Here is a 17,629-nt window from a genome sequence, read left to right as displayed (position 1 = left end):
GGGATCGCGGGCCGAAATGCTACCGGCGCGCGAGCGACGTGCGAGAGACGCGCGTGAGTCGTGCGCCCTGGGGAGGACGTCCGCGCCGTCGGCGCGGTCCGGGTCCGGAGCGCCGGCGCCGGTTCTCAGCTGCCGGCGAGGACGCCGACGGCGCCGAAGACCGTCATGGCGAGGCCGGAGGCGAACACGCCGATCATGAGATAGGAGAAGGGCTTCAGAGGCATGCCCGGAACCTAGCGCGGCGCCGCACAGCGGGGTGTGCGGCGCAACACGACCCGGCGCGGATCGATCGGGCGGCTCCGGAAACGCGAAGCCCCGCCCGGCGCGTGCCGGACGGGGCTGATCTCACGACGGCCCGGCAAACCGGGCGGCCGCGGTCGGTGTCAGGCGCGGCCGGCCTGCTGGGCGACCTCGGTGGCGAAGTCCGGACCCTCTTCCTTCTCGATGCCGTCGCCCAGCGCGTAGCGGACGAAGCCCGTCAGGGTCACGGGGCCGCCGACCTTGGAGCCGGCCTCCTTGAGGACCTGGCTCACGGTCTTGGAGCCGTCGTGCACGAAGGGCTGCTCCAAGAGGGTGACCTCCTTGTAGTAGCTCTTCAGGCCGCTCTCGACGATCTTGGCCATCACGTGGTCCGGCTTGCCGGCGTTCTTCTCGCGCAGGATGTTCGACTCGCGCTCCACCGTGGCGGCGTCGACGCCCGAGGCGTCCAGCGCCACCGGGTTGGTCGCCGCGATGTGCATGGCGATCTGGCGGCCCAGCGCCGAGAGCGCGTCGACGTCGCCTTCGGACTCGAGCGCCACGAGCACGCCGATCTTGCCGAGGCCCTCGGAGATCTGGTTGTGCACGTAGGAGGCGATGACGCCCTTCTTGACCTCGAGCTTGGTGACCCGGCGCAGGTTCATGTTCTCGCCGATCGTGGCGATCAGGGCCTGCAGCTTCTCCGAGACGGTCTCGGTGGCGCCCGGGAAATGGGCGGCCTGGAGGCCCTCGAGCGTGCCGTCGGTGTTGAGTGCGATCTTGGCGGCCTCGCGGGCGAAGGCCTGGAAGGCGTCGTTGCGGGCGACGAAGTCGGTCTCGGAATTCACCTCGACCACGGCGGCGTGGCGGCCGGCGGACTCGACGGCGACGAGGCCCTCGGCGGCGACGCGGCCGGCCTTCTTGGCGGCCTTGGCGAGACCCTTCTTGCGCAGCCAGTCGACGGCGGCCTCGATGTCGCCCTGCGTCTCGTTGAGCGCGCCCTTGCAGTCCATCATGCCGGCGCCGGTCTTCTCCCGGAGCTCCTTCACCATCGCGGCGGTGATGTTGGCCATGGCGGTCCCTTTCGTGTGGTCTGGATGAGAGAGGCCCGGCGCGCGGGTGAGCGGCCGGGCCCGGTATGCCTGGATCCGCGACGGCCCGATGACGGTGCCGCCGCGAAGCCCCGTTGGATCAGGCCGCGGCGGCGGCCTCGACGAAGCCGCGGGCCTGCGAGACCCACGAATCGCGGTCGATGCGGCCGTTGAGCTTCAGGTCGGCATCGACCTTGGCGACGTCCTCGGGGGTCATCGCGGCGAGCTGCCAGTAGTGGTAGATGCCGGCGTCGTTGAGCTTCTGCACGATCTGCGGGCCGGCGCCGTTGAGCTTGGTCAGGTCGTCCGGCGCGCCGCGCGGGGCGGCGAGCAGCTCGAAGTGCTCGGTCGACTCGGCGAGCATCGCCACGTCGGCCGGGTCGAGGGCGTCGGACTCGACCGTGACGGCCGCGTCGTCGTTCGCCGGCAGCTCCTCGGCCATCGGCTCCTCGGAGGCGCCGATATCCATGCCCGACGAGCCCTGGGCGCGCGAGATGCCGTCGATGGCGGCCTTGGCGATCAGGTCGCAGTACAGCGCGATCGCGCGGCCGGCGTCGTCGTTGGCCGGGACGATGTAGCTGATGCCGTCCGGGTTGCAGTTGGTGTCGACGATGGCGGCCACCGGGATGCCGAGGCGGTTCGCCTCCTTGATCGCCAGCTGCTCCTTGTTGGTGTCGATCACGAACAGCAGGTCCGGCACGCCGCCCATGTCCTTGATGCCGCCGAGCGCCTTCTCGAGCTTCTCCTTCTCACGGGAGAGCATCAGGCGCTCCTTCTTGGTCAGGCCCGGGCCGCCGGTCTCCAGCGTCTCGGTGACCTTGCGCAGGCGCGAGATCGAGCCCGAGATGGTCTTCCAGTTGGTGAGCATGCCGCCCAGCCAGCGGGAGTTGACGTAGTACTGGGCCGAGCGCTTGGCCGCCTCGGCGATCGTGTCGGCCGCCTGGCGCTTGGTGCCGACGAACAGCACGCGGCCGCCCTTGGCGACGGTGTCGCTCACCGCCTGCAGCGCCTGGTGCAGCGCCGGCACGGTCTGGGCGAGGTCGATGATGTGGATGTTGTTGCGGGTGCCGAAGATGTACGGCTGCATCTTCGGGTTCCAGCGGTGGGACTGGTGACCGAAATGGGCGCCCGCCTCGAGGAGCTGACGCATAGAGAAATCGACGGCCATGGCTCTTGTGCTCTCCGGTTATATCCGCCGCGGAGGGATGCGGTCGGCCGAGAGTTCGGACGACCACCGGAAACGCCTCATTCAGGCATGAGGCCGGCTCCGCGTGTGGGATGGGCGGGCGCTTAGCAGAGGGCGGGTCCGAAGGCAAGAAGCGGCGGGGCGGCGCGGGCCAGCCCTCAATCACAGCCTGTGTTCAGACCGCTTGCGACACGCGGGCTCGCCGCGCGAGACTTCGGACCATGGCGGCGGTCGCGTTCGACACCCTGACATTCGCCCGGACCCTCCGGGAGCAGGCCGAGCTCTCCCCGGAACAGGCGGAGGGCTTGGCCGATGCCATGGCGGAAGCGTTGCAAGGCGATCTCGTCACGAAGGCGGATCTGCGCGCCGAGCTGGCGGATACGCGGTCCGAGATCGTGCGCTGGGTGGCGGGCCTGATCGGCTTCCAGCCACTCGCTGTCATCGGCGCGGTCGTCGCCCTCGCCCGGGCGCTGCACTGACAGGCGCGCAGCCCGGATCACCCGCCCGCGAACACCGCCGCCACGTCCTCGGCCGTCATCACCCGGTGCGCGCCCGCCGGCAGGTCCGCCGGTAGAGCGAGGCCGCCGACCCGGTCCCGGTGCAGCGCCGCGACGTGGTTGCCGACGGCGGCGAACATCCGGCGGACCTGGTGGTAGCGGCCCTCCGTCAGCGTCACCGCGCAGCGCGTGGCATCCTCGACGTCGAGCCGCACCGGCAGGAGCGGGCGCTCCTCGCCTTCCAGCACGAGCGTGCCCGCGGCGAACACCTCCGCCTCGCGGCCGGTCAGCGGCCGGTCGAGGGTCACGCGGTAGCGCTTCGCCACCTGGGCCTTCGGGCTGATGATCCGGTGCAGGAGCGCCCCGTCGTCGGTCAGCAGCAGCAGGCCCGAGGTCTCCTTGTCGAGGCGCCCGACCGTGGAGAGCGGCGGGTCGCGGCGGCGCCAGCGCTCGGGGAGCAGCCCGTAGACCAGCGGGCCCGCCTCCTTGTGCGAGCAGGTGACGCCCAGCGGCTTGTGCAGCATCAGGCACAGGCCGGGGAGCGGGTCCAGAGCCTCGCCGTCGATCGTGAGGCGCTCCGGCAGGTCCGGCGCGAGGGCGATCCGGTCGCCGGCATCCGCGAGCTCCGCGCCGTCGAGGCGGATCGCGCCGGCCCGGGCGAGCGCCTGGATCTCGCGGCGCGAGCCGTAGCCGAGATTGGCGAGGAGCTTGTCCAGGCGGACGGATCTCGCCGCGCTCATGGACGCGGCGCGCTCACCGGCGGGCCTCGTAGACCCGGTAGCCGTTCGCCTGGACGGCCACCGCGACGTGCCGGAACGCCTCGCGCAGGCTCGCCTCGTAGGGCAAGTGCGCGTTGGCCACGAGCCACAGCGCGCCCCCGGGCCGCAGGGTCTCGGCGGCCCGCGCGATGAACGCCCGGCCGAGCGCCTGATCCTCGCTCCCGCCCTCGTGGAACGGCGGGTTCGTGACGACGAAATCGAGGTGGTCCGGCACGGCGCCGGACGCCCGGATATCCGCCCAGAGGATCGTTGCCCGCGGGTCGGCGACGTTGCGGCGCGCCATCTCGACGGCGCGCCGATCGATCTCCAGCAGGGTCAGGGCGGTCACGGCCTCGGAGCCCAGGACGGCCCGCGAGAGGATCCCGAGCCCGCAGCCGAAATCGGCGCCGCGGCCCTTGAGGGCCGGGAGGTTCGCGAGCAGCAGCGCCGTGCCCGGATCGAGCCGGTCCCACGAGAAGATGCCGGGCTGCGTGCACAGGGCGAGGTTGTCGACGTGGCGCGGGCCGCCCTCGTCGATCGCCTCGGCGAGGCCGGCCGGCGCCGTCGGCCGCTCCGCCGTGCAGATCCTGTGGTGCCGGCGCGGCTGGTCCGCGGCCGCGCAGCCGAAGGTCGTCAGCTCCTTGGCGAGGCGTGTGCCGCCGCGGTCCTTGGGCGCCAGGGCGACCATGCGGCCGCCCGGCCCGAGGGCGCGCAGCACCTGGGCCAGCACGTAGCGCCGCTCGACCGTCCCGGGCGGCGCCAGCACGGTGGCCGAATCGAGGCTGTTCTCGGACAGATCCTCGAGCCGCGCGGCGCCGGGGATCAACGGGGAGAGCTGGACGGCGTCGCCCGGGACCTCGGCGAGGTCCAAAGGCGGCAGGCCGTAGACGGCGTGGCGCATAGACGATTCGGGATTTGGAGTGCCGAAACCGGAACGCGAATCCGCGGCGGAGCGGGGTAAACCCGCGCCCGACTCGATTCATCCGGGGGAACACCGCGTTTATACCGGAACCGGCCGCGAAGCCCAGCCTCCCGCGCGGCCCGGCGCGTCAGCCCCGCGGAAATTCCAGGCCCATCTCGCGGTAGCGGGCCGGGTCGTCGGCCCAGTTCTCCCGCACCTTCACGTGCAGGAACAGGTGGACCTTGGCGTCGGCCGCCTCGGCGATCTCGATCCGGGCCGCCTGCCCGATGGACCGGATGGTCTGGCCGCCCTTGCCGAGCACGATCGAGCGCTGGCTCTCCCGCTCGACGAAGATCGTCTGCTCGATCCGCACCGAGCCGTCGGGTCGGATCTGCCACTGGTCGGTCTCCACCGTGGAGCGGTAGGGCAGTTCCTCGTGCAGCCGGTCGTAGATCTTCTCCCGGGTGATCTCGGCGGCGAGCATGCGCAGGGGCGCGTCCGAGACCTGATCCTCCGGGTAAAGCCACGGGCCCGCTGGCATGCGGGCGGCCAGCGCCCGGCGCAGGTCGGCGACGCCGTCGCCGTTGAGCGCCGAGATCATGAAGGTCTCGGCGAAGGGCGCGGCGGCGTTGAGCTTGGCGGCGAGATCGAGCAGCCGCTCGCGCGGGATCAGGTCGATCTTGTTGAGGATCAGCAGCTTCTCGCGCCTCACCTCGCCGAGCCGGCCGAGCACCGCCTCGACTTCCGCGTCGACACCCTTGCGCGCGTCGACCAGCAGGCAGACGGCGTCGGCGTCGGCGGCGCCGCTCCAGGCCGAGTGGACCATCGCGCGGTCGAGGCGGCGCTTGGGCGCGAAGATGCCGGGGGTGTCGACCAGCACGACCTGGGCCGAGCCCTCGATGAGGATGCCCCGCACCAGGGCCCGGGTCGTCTGCACCTTGCGGGAGACGATCGAGACCTTGGTGCCGACGAGGTTGTTGAGCAGGGTCGACTTGCCGGCATTCGGCACGCCGATCAGCGCGACGAAGCCGGCCCGGGCGTCGGCGGGCGTGCCGGGAAGGGTGGACGGGTCGCGCGCGGGATCCCGGGCCGGCGCGATGCCGGGCCCGTCCTGCGCGTCGTGATCGTCCTGCTCGTGCGCGCTCATGCTGACTCCGTCGGTTCCGCGTCCGCGGAGGCCCCGATTCCCTCCCGCTCCATCAGCGCCCGCGCGGCGGCCTGCTCGGCGATCCGCTTCGACGTGCCGTCACCGAGACCGGGCTCCAGGCCCTCGACCTGCACGGCGATGCGGAACCGGGGGGCGTGGTCGGGACCGGTGCGCTCCACCACCTCATAGGTGGGGATCGGCAGGCTGCGGCCCATGGCCCATTCCTGAAGGGCGGATTTGGCGTCGCGGCCCCGCGCCGCCGCGGTCGGCTCGCCGGGACGGAAGTGCGCCTCGACCACCGCCCGGGCGGCGTCGAACCCGGCATCGAGGTAGATCGCCCCCAGGATCGCCTCGCAGACATCGGCGAGGATCGTCTGGTTGCGCCGGCCGCCGCCCATGACCTCGCCCTGGCCGAGGATCAGGTGCGGGCCGACCTCCCAGGAGGCGGCCACGGCCGCGCAGGTCTCGCGCCGGACCAGGGCGGCCAGGCGCCGGGAGAGGTCGCCCTCGTCGGCCTCCGGGAAGGCGCCGTAGAGGCGGTCGGCGACCGCGAGCCCGAGCACGCGGTCGCCGAGGAATTCGAGGCGCTGGTAGCTGCCGCCCCGGCCGCTCGCCTTGCTGGTGTGGGTCAGCGCGCGGGTGAGGAGGTCCTGATCGCCGAAGCTGTGGCCGATCCGCTCCTCGAGCGCGGTCAGGGGCGGGCGCGGCTTGTGGGCCCTCCGGGATCGGGCGTTGGCCCGGGGCTGCGCGGCGTCGTCCAAGTCCGGGCCGGTCAATGGATCGTCGTGAACAGGCGCGACCAGCGCACGTGGGCCGGCCAGTTCCAGACCTGCCAGGCCGGCGTGCCCTCGTCGATCGAGAAGAAGATCATCTCGGCGCGCCCGACCAGGTTGGCGAACGGCACGTAGCCGACATTGGCGAGATCGCGCGAATCGGTGGAGTTGTCGCGGTTGTCGCCCATCATGAAAAAGTGACCGGGCGGGACCGTGTACAGCTCGGTCTTGTCCCAGAACCCGTTGTCGCCGTCGCGCTCGATCACCCGGTGGACCACGCCGTTCGGCAGGGTCTCCAGGTACTGGGGCACCTTGGTCGGCTGGCCGTAGGGATCGGTGGTCTCGTAGTCGGCGATCCGCTCGCGCTTGACCGCCTTGCCGTTGATGTTGAGCACGCCGTCGATCATCTGGATCTTGTCGCCCGGCAGGCCGATCACGCGCTTGATGTAGTCGGTCGAGTTGTCCTTGGGCAGCTTGAACACCGCGATGTCGCCGCGCTTCGGGTCCGCACCCCAGATCCGGCCGTCGGCCTGGATCGGGATGTACTCCGAGAGTGGCAGCGAGTACTTGGAATAGCCGTAAGAATATTTTGACACAAACAGGTAGTCACCGATCAGCAGGGTCGGCACCAGCGAGCCGGACGGGATGTTGAACGGCTGGAACAGCAGGGTCCGCACCACGAGGGCGATCAGCAGCGCCTGGATGCCGACCTTCAGCGTCTCGCGGATGCTGGCCCAGGTGCCGGTGTCGGCAGGTTTCCTGAGCGGCTTGCCGTCGTAATCCACGCGCGCGTTCCGTCTTCGATTGAGGTGCGACGCCCGCGACCCGCGGGGCGCGGCCCCGCCGCGCGCGGCCTGATGTGCGGTTGTCCCGAGGAATGCGCCGCAATCGTGTCCGCCGTGTCCGGCGGTCTAGACCATGCGCGAGCCCCCCGCAACGCGCGACCGCCGCTGGCTAATCCGCGACGGCGGCCTCAACCGGCGACAGGGACCGGCAAGGCCTCAATGATCACGAAGGCTTGCGCCATCGGCGGATCGTCCGTGAGGCTCACGTGGAGCCGCGCCGCGTGCCCCGCCGGCAGGAGTTCCGCGAGCCGCTCGGCCGCGCCGCCCGCGAGCCGCAGGGTCGGCTGCCCGGAGGGCAGGTTCACCACCTCCATGTCGCGCCAGAACACGCCGGCGCTGAGGCCGGTGCCGAGGGCCTTGGCGCAGGCCTCCTTGGCGGCGAAGCGGCGGGCGTAGCCCTCGGCGCGGGCGGCCCGCCGGTCGCAGCGGGCGCGCTCCCCGTCGGTGAAGACCCGGTGGGTGAAGCGCTCGCCGTGCCGCTCCAGGGTCCGGGCGATCCGGCGGATGTCGCAGAGATCCGAGCCGATCCCGACGATCATGGGCGCCGCGCCCGGTCCATGGCGGCCCGCATGTCGCGCACCGCCCGGTCGAGCCCCACGAAGATCGCGTCGGCGATCAGGGAATGGCCGATGTTCAGCTCCCGGATCTGCGGCAGGGCGGCCACCGGGCCGACGCTGCCGAGGGTGAGCCCGTGGCCCGCGTGGATCTCGAGGCCGAGGCCGGCCCCGTGCTCCGCCGCGCGCCGGATGCGGGCGAGCTCGCGCGCGGTCCGGGCGTCGTCGTCCTCCAGCGCCGCCTCGCAGTAGCTGCCGGTGTGCAGCTCGACGACGGGCGCCCCGAGGGCGCGGGCGGCGTCCATGACGGCGGGCTCGGGCTCGACGAACAGCGAGACGCGGATGCCGGCCTCCGCGAGGGCCTGGATGCGCGGCGCGAGGTGCGCGCGGCCGCCGACGATGTCGAGGCCGCCCTCGGTGGTGCGCTCCTCGCGCTTCTCCGGGACGAGGCAGGCGGCGTGCGGGCGGGTGTCGAGCGCGATCGCCACCATCTCGTCGGTGGCGGCCATCTCGAAGTTGAGCGGCACGGACAGGCCGCGCTTGAGCGCCGCGATGTCGGTGTCGCGGATGTGGCGCCGGTCCTCGCGGAGATGCGCGGTGATGCCGTCGGCGCCCGCCTCGACGGCGAGCAGGGCCGCCCGCACCGGGTCCGGATAGTCGCCGCCGCGGGCGTTGCGGACGGTCGCGACGTGATCGATGTTGACGCCCAGGCGCAGTTTCTCGGAGGTCATCCGCTCGCTCGTCCCCGTGTCGGCGCGGTGCGACAGGCTCACCGGGGGGCCGGAGGGCGCCGCGCGCCCTCACCCCGTGCCGGCGATATGCGGAGGATCGCGCGCGCCGGCAAGACGGCCGGGGCCCGGGGCGGGCTCCGGCGGCCGGCCCGCCCGGTCAGGCGAGCCGCAGGCGCGACCGGCTGTCCTTCCGCTCGGGCAGGGTGTCGAGGGCGGTCTTGACGATGGTCTTGGCGTCGAGGCCGGCCTCGGCGTACATCTTCTCCGGGCTGTCGTGGTCCTGGTAGGCGTCCGGCAGCGTCATCGTCCGCACCCGCACCCCGCCCGCGTCCAGCGCGCCCCGCTCCGCCAGCAGGTGCAGCACCATCGCGCCGAACCCGCCCCGCGAGCCCTCCTCGACCGTGATCAGAACCTCGTGCTCGCGCGCCAGGTCCAGGATCAGCGCCTCGTCCAGCGGCTTGGCGAACCGCGCGTCCGCCACCGTCACCGCCACGCCCTGCTCGGCCAGCGTGTCGGCCGCCTTCAGGGCCTCCGCCAGGCGCGTGCCGAGCGACAGCAGCGCCACACGCGCCTCCGCGTCCCGCCGCACCACCCGGCCCTTGCCGATCGCCAGCGCCTCGCCCCGCTCCGGAAGCTCGACGCCCACCCCCTCGCCGCGCGGGTAGCGCAGCGCGATCGGGCCCGTGTCGTGCGCGTGGGCGGTCGCCACCATGTGCACCAGCTCGGCCTCGTCGGCCGCCGCCATCACGGTCATGTTCGGCAGGCAGCACAGGTAGGCGAGGTCGAACGCGCCCGCGTGCGTCGCCCCGTCGGCGCCGACCAGGCCCGCCCGGTCCAGGCAGAACCGCACCGGCAGGTTCTGCAGCGCCACGTCGTGCACCACCTGATCGTAGGCCCGCTGCAGGAAGGTCGAGTAGATCGCCACGAACGGCCGGTAGCCCTCGGTCGCCAGACCGCCCGCGAACGTCACCGCGTGCTGCTCGGCGATGCCGACGTCGAAGGTCTTGTCCGGGTGCGCCTTGCCGAACAGGTCAATGCCGGTGCCGCCGGGCATCGCCGCGGTGATCGCCACGACCTTGTCGTCGGCGTCGGCCGCCTTGATCAGGCTCTCGCCGAACACCCGCGTGTAGGCCGGCGCGTTCGGCTTGGCCTTGGCCTGGACGCCCGAGACCACGTCGAACTTGACCACGCCGTGGTAGCGGTCGGCCGAGGCCTCGGCGGGCGCGTAGCCCTTGCCCTTCTGGGTGACGACGTGGAGCAGGATCGGGCCGTGCTCGGCGTCGCGGACGTTCTTGAGCACCGGCAGCAGGTGGTCGAGGTTGTGCCCGTCGACCGGGCCGACGTAGTGGAAGCCCATCTCCTCGAACATGGTGCCGCCGCCGACCACGAGCGAGCGGGCGTATTCCTCGGCCGCGGCGGCGCGCTGGTAGAGCGCCTTGGGCAGGAGCTTGCCGAGCTGCTTGGCGGTCTCGCGCAGGGACTGGTAGGCGCCGCCGGACGCCAGGCGGGCGAGGTAGGCCGACATGGCGCCCACGGGGGGCGCGATCGACATGTCGTTGTCGTTGAGGATGACGATCAGGCGCGAGTGCAGGGCGCCGGCATTGTTGAGGGCCTCGTAGGCCATGCCGGCCGACATCGAGCCGTCGCCGATGACCGCGATGGCGTTGCGGCGCTTGAGCGGGCGGTTCTTCGCCTTGGCGGCGGCGTTGTCGAGGTCGCGGGCGACGGCCATGCCGAGCGCGGCAGAGATCGACGTGGAGGAGTGGGCGGCGCCGAAGGGGTCGTAGACGCTCTCGCTCCGCTTGGTGAAGCCGGACAGGCCGCCGCCCTGGCGCAGCGTGCGGATGCGGTCGCGGCGCTCGGTGAGGATCTTGTGGGGGTAGCACTGGTGGCCGACGTCCCAGACGATGCGGTCGTCGGGGGTGTCGAACACGTGGTGGAGCGCCACGGTCAGCTCGACCACGCCGAGCCCCGAGCCGAGATGGCCGCCGGTGATCGAGACCGCGTCGATCATCTCGGCGCGCACCGCGTCGGCCACCGCCTGCAGCTCCGACTCCGGAAGACGCCGCAGCGCCGAAGGAGACGGAACGCGGTCCAGCAACGCCGATTGCTCAGGGGAGAGTGCCAATGCTCGCATCCGTTCGTTCGAGTATGGCGACGGCTCCGTCACGGGCCCTCGGCAACCGCGACGCCAGCAGCCCGGGGACACGCGTTCATGCTAGAACCCGCCCGTCCGTCGCTGTCATGATAGTGCCAGTTACGGACGATCGGCGGCGCGATCAATGTCGGGCCGGCGTTTTTTTCAGTCACGTGCCCTTAACGCCACAAGAGGTTCGCCTTTGAATCCGGCTCGTCTGTGCACAATCCTGCTCATGTTCGCGATTACGGGTCACGGCCAAGCTTACGCTCAGCCGCGGCCGCCGGACGGCAATCTCGACTTCCTCTGCAACTTCCTCGGCGACTGCCCGGCGCGGGTCGCGCCGGGCGCCCCCGATCGCGATGCCCGCCCGTTCAGCAACAGCCTCGGCCGGCCCTGCGCGTGGCGGGACCGCCCGACCCCGGAGAGCGTCCGCCGGGTCCGCGTCTGCTGGTGATGCGGGCACCGACGCTCGCCGCCGCGGTCCTGACCCTCGCGCTGGGCGCGCCCCCGGTCCGCGCCCAGGATGCCTGTCCGGCCCTGTTCGCCGACGGGCAGACGCCCATCCTCACGAATCCGAAGCTCGCCGTCCGCGCGGTCCCGCTGTGCTTCGAGGCCTTCGCGGTCCTGCATTCGGGCGTGACGCGCACGCCGCTCTACGCCGCCGAGCACCTCACCCGCGCCAGCGTCGCGGCGGCCCGGGCGGTGGCCCGCGACGATTCTTTCCACGAGGAGACGCGCCTGCCGGAGGATCAGCGCGCCGCGCTGGAGGATTACGTCCGCAGCGGGTTCGACCGGGGCCATCTCGCGCCGGCCGGGGACATGCCGACGCTCGCCGCCCAGGCCGAGTCGTTCAGCCTCGCCAACATCGTGCCGCAGAACCGCGTCCTGAACCGGGGGCTCTGGGCGGATATCGAGGAGAGCACCCGGCGCCTGGCCACCCGCCGGGGCGCGCTGTTCGTCGTCACCGGAGTGATCTTCGCGGGCGACGCGGTGCAGCAGATCAAGGGCGGCGTGCTCGTCCCGACGCAGCTGTTCAAGGCCGTGTACGACCCGTCGCGCGGCGAGGCGGGCGCCTACCTCGCCCGGAACGACGATTCGAAGGACTGGCGCGCCCTGTCGATCGACGATCTCCGCCAGGAAGCCGGCATCGACGTCTTTCCCGGCCTGCCGCCCGCGGCCCGGGCGACCGCGATGGGCCTGCCGGATCCCCAGACCTCCGCCCGCGCGGAGGAGCGCCGGCCCCGGCACGAGCAGAGCTGGCAGGACTGGCTCGAGCGCGAACTTACCCGCGCCCTGCGCAAGCTCGTCCGCGACTTCCTGCGCACGTTCTTCTGAGAGGACCCGATGCCCGAGGACAAGCGACGCGCCCGGCCCAAGAGGGGGAGCCCGGACAGCGAGAGCCCCGACAGCGAGAACCCGGCCCCCCGGAGCTTCGCGCCGTTCGCCGACGATTCCGGCGTGCGCTCCGTCGGCGCCCTGAGCTTCGAGAACGGCAGGGACCGGATCGCCCTGCACGGGTCCCTCGACCTGACCCGCGACCGGACCGGCCTGGAGCAGGCCAGGCTGCTCCAGGAGACGCTGGACGCGATCGTGAAGGCCCTGGAGGCGTCCGACCTGCCGGACGCGGTGGCGGAGGTGCCGGACGCGCCGCCGGGAACGGTCAAGAACCCCTTCGCGTGAGCGTTCCGGCGCCCGCCGGCGCCCGGCCCGTCCTTGCCCCGTCCTTGCCGCGTCCTTGCCGCGTCCCGGCGGGCCTGATACTCCGACAGGGTCATTCCTATATCGTAGGGACGCGCGTCCAGGACGGGTGCTGAGGCCCGGTGCCTGACCCGTGCCGCTGGCACGATCCGCGCGGTCCCGAACAACGCGCCGAGGACGATCCGCGATGGCTCGCGAATTCATCTACCACATGCGGGGCCTGACCAAGGCCTATACCGGCGGCAAGAAGGTTCTGGATAGCGTCAACCTGTCCTTCTACCCGGACGCCAAGATCGGCGTGCTGGGCATCAACGGCGCCGGCAAGTCGACCCTGCTGAAGATCATGGCGGGCATCGACAAGGAGTTCACCGGCGACGGCTGGGTCGCCCAGGGCGCGCGCGTCGGCTACCTGCCGCAGGAGCCCCAGCTCGACCCCAACAAGACCGTCCGCGAGAACGTGATGGAGGGCGTCGCCGAGAAGCAGGCCATGCTCGACCGCTACAACGAGCTCGCCATGAACTACTCGGAGGAGACCGCCGACGAGATGACCGAGCTCCAGGACCGGATCGAGTCGCTGGGTCTCTGGGAACTCGACTCGAAGGTCGACCAGGCCATGGAGGCCCTGGGCTGCCCGAGCGACGAGCAGCCGGTCGCCACCCTGTCGGGCGGCGAGCGCCGCCGCATCGCGCTCTGCCGCCTGCTCCTGTGGGAGCCGGAGCTGCTGCTGCTCGACGAGCCGACCAACCACCTCGACGCCGAGACGGTGAACTGGCTGGAGGGCCACCTGCGCCAGTACCCGGGCGCGATCCTGATCGTGACCCACGACCGCTACTTCCTCGACAACGTCACGAGCTGGATCCTGGAGCTCGATCGCGGCAAGGGCATCCCGTACGAGGGCAACTACTCGGCGTGGCTGGTCCAGAAGCAGAAGCGCCTGGAGCAGGAGGGCCGCGAGGACATGGCGCGGCAGCGCTCCATCGCCCGCGAGCAGGAGTGGATCGCCGCCTCGCCGAAGGCGCGCCAGTCCAAGTCGAAGGCCCGCATCACCCGCTACGAGGAGCTGGTCGCCAAGCAGAACAACAAGGTCGACGCCGCCGCGCAGATCGTCATCCCGATCGACGAGCGGCTCGGCAACAACGTCATCGAGTTCGAGCACCTGAGCAAGGCGTTCGGCGACCGGCTGCTGATCGAGGACCTGTCGTTCAAGCTGCCCCCGGGCGGCATCGTCGGGGTGATCGGCCCGAACGGGGCCGGCAAGACCACGCTGTTCAAGATGATCACCGGCCAGGAGAAGCCCGACAACGGCAAGATCGAGGTCGGCGAGACCGTGAAGCTCGGCTACGTCGACCAGTCGCGCGACGCCCTCGACCCGAACGCCACGGTCTGGCAGGAGGTCTCGGGCGGCAACGACATCATCTATTTCAACAAGCGCGAGATCAACTCCCGCGCCTACTGCGCGGCCTTCGCCTTCAAGGGACCCGACCAGCAGAAGAAGGTCGGCACCCTCTCGGGCGGCGAGCGCAACCGGGTGCACCTCGCCCGGACCCTGAAGGGCGGCGCCAACGTGCTGCTCCTCGACGAGCCGACCAACGACCTCGACATGGAGACCCTGCGCGCCCTGGAGGACGCGCTGGAGGACTACGCCGGCTGCGCGGTCATCATCAGCCACGATCGCTGGTTCCTGAACCGCATCGCCACGCACATCCTGGCCTTCGAGGGCGACAGCCACGTGGAGTGGTTCGAGGGCAACTTCTCCGACTACGAGGCCGACAAGGTGCGCCGGCTCGGGGCGGATTCGATCATGCCGAAGAAGATCAAGTACAAGCGCTTCTCGCGCTGAGACCGGTCGCCGCTCCGGAGCGCCGCCGGCGTTCCGGAGCCGCGCGCCCGTCCGAGGGCGTTGCCGTCACCTCTGCCCGGTGACGGATCAGCCGAGGCGCGCCCGTGCCTCCGCCAGGATCGTCGCCAGGCTCCGCGCGAGCGGGATGGTCGGGGCCCATCCGGTGGCGGTCCCGAAGGCCGCGGGGTCGCAGCCCTCGCTGCGCACGCCCGCCGGGCGGACCCGGCCGGGCGCGACGCGCAGGTCGAACCGCGCCTCCGTCAGGCCGCGCAGCGTCTCCAGGATGTCGGAAACCGGTGTGACGACCCCCGATCCCACGTTGAAGATGCCGCCGTCCGGCAGGTCGTCGATCCGGGCGATCACGCGCAGGCACGCCGCGGTGAAGTCGGCCACGTCGAAGAAATCGCGCCCCGCCGAGAGGTCGCCGACCTCCAGGCTCGGCGGCGCCAGCCCCCGCTCGATGCGGGCGATCTGACCGGCGAAGGAGGCGACCACGAAGGTCTCGCTCTGCCCGGCCCCGATGTAGTTCGACGGCCGCAGCACGAGATGCTTGATCCGGGCATTCGCCAGCACGTCGCGGAGGATGTACTCGCAGGCGTTCTTGGTCCGGCCCGAGATCGTGTCGGGGCGCGGCGTGACGCTCTCGTCCGGGCGCGGGCAGGCGCGGAACACCTCGCCGTAGACGACCGTGGAGCTGAGGAAGACCAGCGCCGCGCGGGTCCGCGCCACCGCCTCGGCGAGGTTGAGGGTGCCGAGCAGTTCCGCCCGCCAGGCGTAGGACGGCGTCTCGCTCGACTGCGCCACCGAGGCCAGCGCCGCGAGGTGGAACACGCAGGTCGGATCGAAGGCCGCGACCGTCTCGGCGAGGTCGCGCGCGTCGAACGGGTCCACGGCCCTCAGCGTCACGCCGTCGAGGGGCGGTGGCGGGCTCCTGTCGAGGCCGAGGATGGGGCTGCCCGGCGGCAGGTCCCGACGCAGCGCCTCGAGCAGGCGGCGGCCGAGATAATCTCCCGCTCCGGTGACGAGGACGCGCATGCCCCTTGCCCTCAACCCTGCCACGAACCCAGCGACGCGCCCCGTGCCGGCGCGGGCGCCGGGAAGCGGGATCGTCGGCCGCGTCTATACCGTGCCCCGCCGCGACGCGAGGGGGCGGCGCGGCCAACGGCCGCCGCGGCGGGCGGATCATCGGTGCGACCCCGCCGTTGTGCACATCCGAACAAAGGCGCGTGATCGGCGGGGCCTCGGGCGGCCGGCGCGCTATGGTTGCACCGCGGCCCCGGCCGCTCCGCGTCCGGACGGAGAGCGCCACGGTGATGGGCTGAGTGACGCGCCTCGACGATCTCGAACGGCCCGGCGCCGCGGAACCGCGGGCGCTCCCCCCACCGCCCGCGGAGGCACGGCCGGCGAAGCCCGCGCGCGACGCGCGGGTCGACGTGGTGCGCGGCCTCGCGCTCCTGACGATCTTCATCGACCACATCCCGCGCAACGCACCGGCCCTGCTGACACTGCACAATTTCGGGTTCTCGGACGCCGCCGAGATCTTCGTGCTGCTGGCCGGCTACTCGTCGATGATCGCCTACGGCGGGCTATTCCGGCGCGCCGGGATCCGGACGGCGCTCGCGCGCATCGCCAAGCGCTGCCTGCGCATCTACCTGTTCCAGGCCGGGCTGCTGCTCGCGACCCTGGTCATCGTGCGGATCTGGATGGACCTGACCGGCCTGACGCTGCGATTCGGCGTCGCGCCGCTGCTGCAGATGGGTCTCCTGCCGGGCCTGCTGCGCGGCCTCGCGCTGAACGCGCTGCCGAACTACCTCGACATCCTGCCGCTCTACATCCTGCTGCTGGCGCTGTTCCCGCTGATCTATCTCGGGATGCGGCGCGGGATCTTGGGCGTGCTGGGCCTGTCGGGTGCCCTCTGGCTCGCCGCCAACGTCGATCACCAGCTGAACCTCCCGAACGCCGCGGCGGTGGACGACGGGTGGTACTTCAACCCCTTCGCGTGGCAGTTCCTGTTCGTGATCGGCGCGGCGCTCGCGGTCACGGTCCGCGCCCATGACGGTCTGCTGCCGCGGCGCGGCTGGGCCGTGGCGGCGGCCGCGGCCTACCTCGTCTTCGCGTTCCTGCAGGGCGGGTCCTGGGCGGAGTGGGGGCTTCCGGACCTCAGGCCCCTGGCGATCGGGCCGCCCGACAAGAGCCACGTCGCGCCCCTGCGCCTGATCAACATGCTGGCGCTGGCCTACCTGCTGTTCAGCGCGCCCGCTCTGGCCCGCGCGAGCCGGTGGCGGCGGCTGCGCCTCGTCGACGCCTGCGGGCGGCACTCGCTGGAGATCTTCGCCGCCGGGTGCCTGGCGGCGCTGATCGGCCGCATCCTCTACCGGACCTTCGACCCCACCTGGCCGCTGCAGGTCGCGGTCAATGTCGGGGGGATCGCGGTCATGCTCGGCCTCGCCCACGCGCTGGACGCGCGCCTGCGCCGGGCGGCCGGGACCGGCCCCGACGCGCGCCGGCCCGGATAGGCCGGGAGGAGCCGCGATGCCGCCGATGCGCCGCAAGGGCGATCTGCCGGAGAAGATCTGCGCCCAGTGCGGCCGCCCGTTCGCGTGGCGCAAGAAGTGGGAGCGCGTCTGGGACGAGGTCCGCTACTGCTCGGACCGGTGCCGGGCCGAGGCGAAGGCCGCGCGCGGGCGCGACGCGGCGGGGCGCTGATCGCCCGAAGCGGCCAGCGCGGCCAGAGCGTCCGGCGTGTCGACGTCGAGGGCGGTCGCGGGGTCGCCCGGGATCTCCAGCACGTCCGGCCGCCCCTTCAGGAGCGGCCCCGCGCCGTGGTCGCCGGCGAGGCGGGCGATGTCCGGGCCGAGGCGGCGCAGGTTGAGCAGCACCGGGTTCCCGCGCCGGCCGGCCTGCACCGGCACCACGGCCGCCGGCGGCTCCCCGGCGCCCGCTGAGGCCTCCGCGAAGGCCTCGGCGAGGCGGTCGAGATGCGCGGCGGTGACGCGCGGCATGTCGCCCAGCACGACGATGGCGGCCGTGCAGGCGGCGGGCAGCGCCGCGAGGCCGGCGCGCAGCGAGCTCGCGAGGCCGGAGCGGTAGTCCGGATTGTCGACGCGGACGAGGTCGAGCCCCGCCAGCGCGTCGCGGACCGCCGCCGCGTGCGCGCCGAGCACGGCGACCACCGGCCGGGGGCGGGCGCCGAGGGCCGCCTCCGCGGCGTGGCGCACCAGCGGCAAGTCG

General features: G+C 72.2%; 19 protein-coding genes. 7 read left to right on the top strand and 12 right to left on the bottom strand.

Annotated features, from left to right (window positions below):
- Positions 1-383: 383 nt before the first annotated feature.
- Both tsf and ACLBYE_RS15145 read right to left on the bottom strand, forming a co-directional pair.
- A complete protein-coding gene (tsf, locus tag ACLBYE_RS15150) occupies positions 384-1,310 on the bottom strand; it encodes a translation elongation factor Ts (protein ID WP_042676079.1) in 927 nt (308 codons plus the stop codon).
- A gap of 118 nt (positions 1,311-1,428) precedes the next feature.
- On the bottom strand, positions 1,429-2,496 hold the full coding sequence (locus ACLBYE_RS15145; protein WP_020092974.1) for a 30S ribosomal protein S2: 1,068 nt from the start codon (positions 2,494-2,496) through the stop codon (positions 1,429-1,431).
- Between the two features lie 239 nt (positions 2,497-2,735).
- On the opposite strand from ACLBYE_RS15145, the gene ACLBYE_RS15140 reads away from it, so the two are divergent.
- Positions 2,736-2,993 carry a hypothetical protein gene (locus ACLBYE_RS15140; RefSeq protein WP_447694795.1) on the top strand — a complete coding sequence of 86 codons (258 nt, stop codon included), beginning with the start codon at positions 2,736-2,738 and terminating at the stop codon, positions 2,991-2,993.
- 17 nt (positions 2,994-3,010) lie between these two features.
- Here the strand turns inward: ACLBYE_RS15140 and ACLBYE_RS15135 are convergent, their stop codons facing one another.
- From ACLBYE_RS15135 to dxs, 8 genes are all read right to left on the bottom strand, one after another.
- Entirely contained in the window at positions 3,011-3,751 is a 741-nt protein-coding gene (locus ACLBYE_RS15135) for a pseudouridine synthase (protein WP_447694794.1), read from the bottom strand.
- Positions 3,752-3,764: 13 nt separating this feature from the next.
- Positions 3,765-4,670, bottom strand: coding sequence for a class I SAM-dependent methyltransferase (locus tag ACLBYE_RS15130; RefSeq protein ID WP_447694793.1), 906 nt, complete (start codon positions 4,668-4,670; stop codon positions 3,765-3,767).
- A 148-nt stretch (positions 4,671-4,818) separates the two neighbouring features.
- Positions 4,819-5,817 carry a GTPase Era gene (era, locus tag ACLBYE_RS15125; protein ID WP_091978222.1) on the bottom strand — a complete coding sequence of 333 codons (999 nt, stop codon included), beginning with the start codon at positions 5,815-5,817 and terminating at the stop codon, positions 4,819-4,821.
- Complete coding sequence (gene rnc, locus ACLBYE_RS15120; protein ID WP_447694792.1) at positions 5,814-6,593, bottom strand: ribonuclease III; 780 nt, start codon at positions 6,591-6,593, stop codon at positions 5,814-5,816. Before rnc ends, era begins: the two co-directional genes overlap by 4 nt.
- Positions 6,590-7,375 carry a signal peptidase I gene (lepB, locus tag ACLBYE_RS15115; protein ID WP_020092968.1) on the bottom strand — a complete coding sequence of 262 codons (786 nt, stop codon included), beginning with the start codon at positions 7,373-7,375 and terminating at the stop codon, positions 6,590-6,592. Before lepB ends, rnc begins: the two co-directional genes overlap by 4 nt.
- A 188-nt stretch (positions 7,376-7,563) precedes the next feature.
- Positions 7,564-7,974 carry a holo-ACP synthase gene (acpS, locus tag ACLBYE_RS15110; protein WP_020092967.1) on the bottom strand — a complete coding sequence of 137 codons (411 nt, stop codon included), beginning with the start codon at positions 7,972-7,974 and terminating at the stop codon, positions 7,564-7,566.
- On the bottom strand, positions 7,971-8,720 hold the full coding sequence (locus ACLBYE_RS15105) for a pyridoxine 5'-phosphate synthase (protein WP_447694791.1): 750 nt from the start codon (positions 8,718-8,720) through the stop codon (positions 7,971-7,973). The genes acpS and ACLBYE_RS15105 overlap by 4 nt, the downstream gene beginning before the upstream one ends.
- 157 nt (positions 8,721-8,877) lie before the next feature.
- The gene (gene dxs, locus ACLBYE_RS15100) at positions 8,878-10,857 is read right to left on the bottom strand and encodes a 1-deoxy-D-xylulose-5-phosphate synthase (protein WP_447694790.1); all 1,980 of its coding nucleotides are present in this window, start codon (positions 10,855-10,857) and stop codon (positions 8,878-8,880) included.
- 235 nt (positions 10,858-11,092) lie between these two features.
- Between dxs and ACLBYE_RS15095 the strand changes: the two genes are divergently transcribed.
- The 4 genes from ACLBYE_RS15095 to ettA all read left to right on the top strand — a co-directional run bounded on the left by ACLBYE_RS15095 (position 11,093) and on the right by ettA (position 14,398).
- Positions 11,093-11,314, top strand: coding sequence for a hypothetical protein (locus tag ACLBYE_RS15095; protein ID WP_447694789.1), 222 nt, complete (start codon positions 11,093-11,095; stop codon positions 11,312-11,314).
- Positions 11,314-12,195: a DNA/RNA non-specific endonuclease gene (locus ACLBYE_RS15090; protein WP_447694788.1), complete on the top strand. Its 882-nt coding sequence runs from the start codon at positions 11,314-11,316 to the stop codon at positions 12,193-12,195. The genes ACLBYE_RS15095 and ACLBYE_RS15090 overlap by 1 nt, the downstream gene beginning before the upstream one ends.
- Before the next feature lie 9 nt (positions 12,196-12,204).
- Complete coding sequence (locus ACLBYE_RS15085; protein ID WP_447694787.1) at positions 12,205-12,540, top strand: hypothetical protein; 336 nt, start codon at positions 12,205-12,207, stop codon at positions 12,538-12,540.
- Positions 12,541-12,745: 205 nt separating this feature from the next.
- Complete coding sequence (gene ettA, locus ACLBYE_RS15080) at positions 12,746-14,398, top strand: energy-dependent translational throttle protein EttA (protein ID WP_447683940.1); 1,653 nt, start codon at positions 12,746-12,748, stop codon at positions 14,396-14,398.
- An 87-nt stretch (positions 14,399-14,485) separates the two neighbouring features.
- Here ettA and ACLBYE_RS15075 read toward each other — a convergent pair whose 3' ends face one another.
- Positions 14,486-15,433, bottom strand: a complete 948-nt coding sequence (locus ACLBYE_RS15075) for an NAD-dependent epimerase/dehydratase family protein (RefSeq protein ID WP_447694786.1) — start codon at positions 15,431-15,433, stop codon at positions 14,486-14,488.
- 287 nt (positions 15,434-15,720) lie between these two features.
- Here ACLBYE_RS15075 and ACLBYE_RS15070 point away from each other — a divergent pair, with 287 nt between their 5' ends.
- Positions 15,721-16,914 carry an OpgC family protein gene (locus tag ACLBYE_RS15070; RefSeq protein ID WP_447694785.1) on the top strand — a complete coding sequence of 398 codons (1,194 nt, stop codon included), beginning with the start codon at positions 15,721-15,723 and terminating at the stop codon, positions 16,912-16,914.
- 16 nt (positions 16,915-16,930) lie between these two features.
- Entirely contained in the window at positions 16,931-17,104 is a 174-nt protein-coding gene (locus tag ACLBYE_RS15065; RefSeq protein WP_170855278.1) for a DUF2256 domain-containing protein, read from the top strand.
- Here ACLBYE_RS15065 and ACLBYE_RS15060 read toward each other — a convergent pair.
- Positions 17,038-17,629 (bottom strand): nucleotidyltransferase family protein (locus tag ACLBYE_RS15060; protein WP_447694784.1); only part of this gene is annotated, 592 nt, incomplete at its 5' end. The genes ACLBYE_RS15065 and ACLBYE_RS15060 overlap by 67 nt on opposite strands.

The sequence above is a fragment of the Methylobacterium sp. A52T genome (assembly GCF_053346095.1).
Note: the sequence above shows the minus strand (reverse complement) of the source record. Positions and strands in the feature narration are given on the sequence as shown.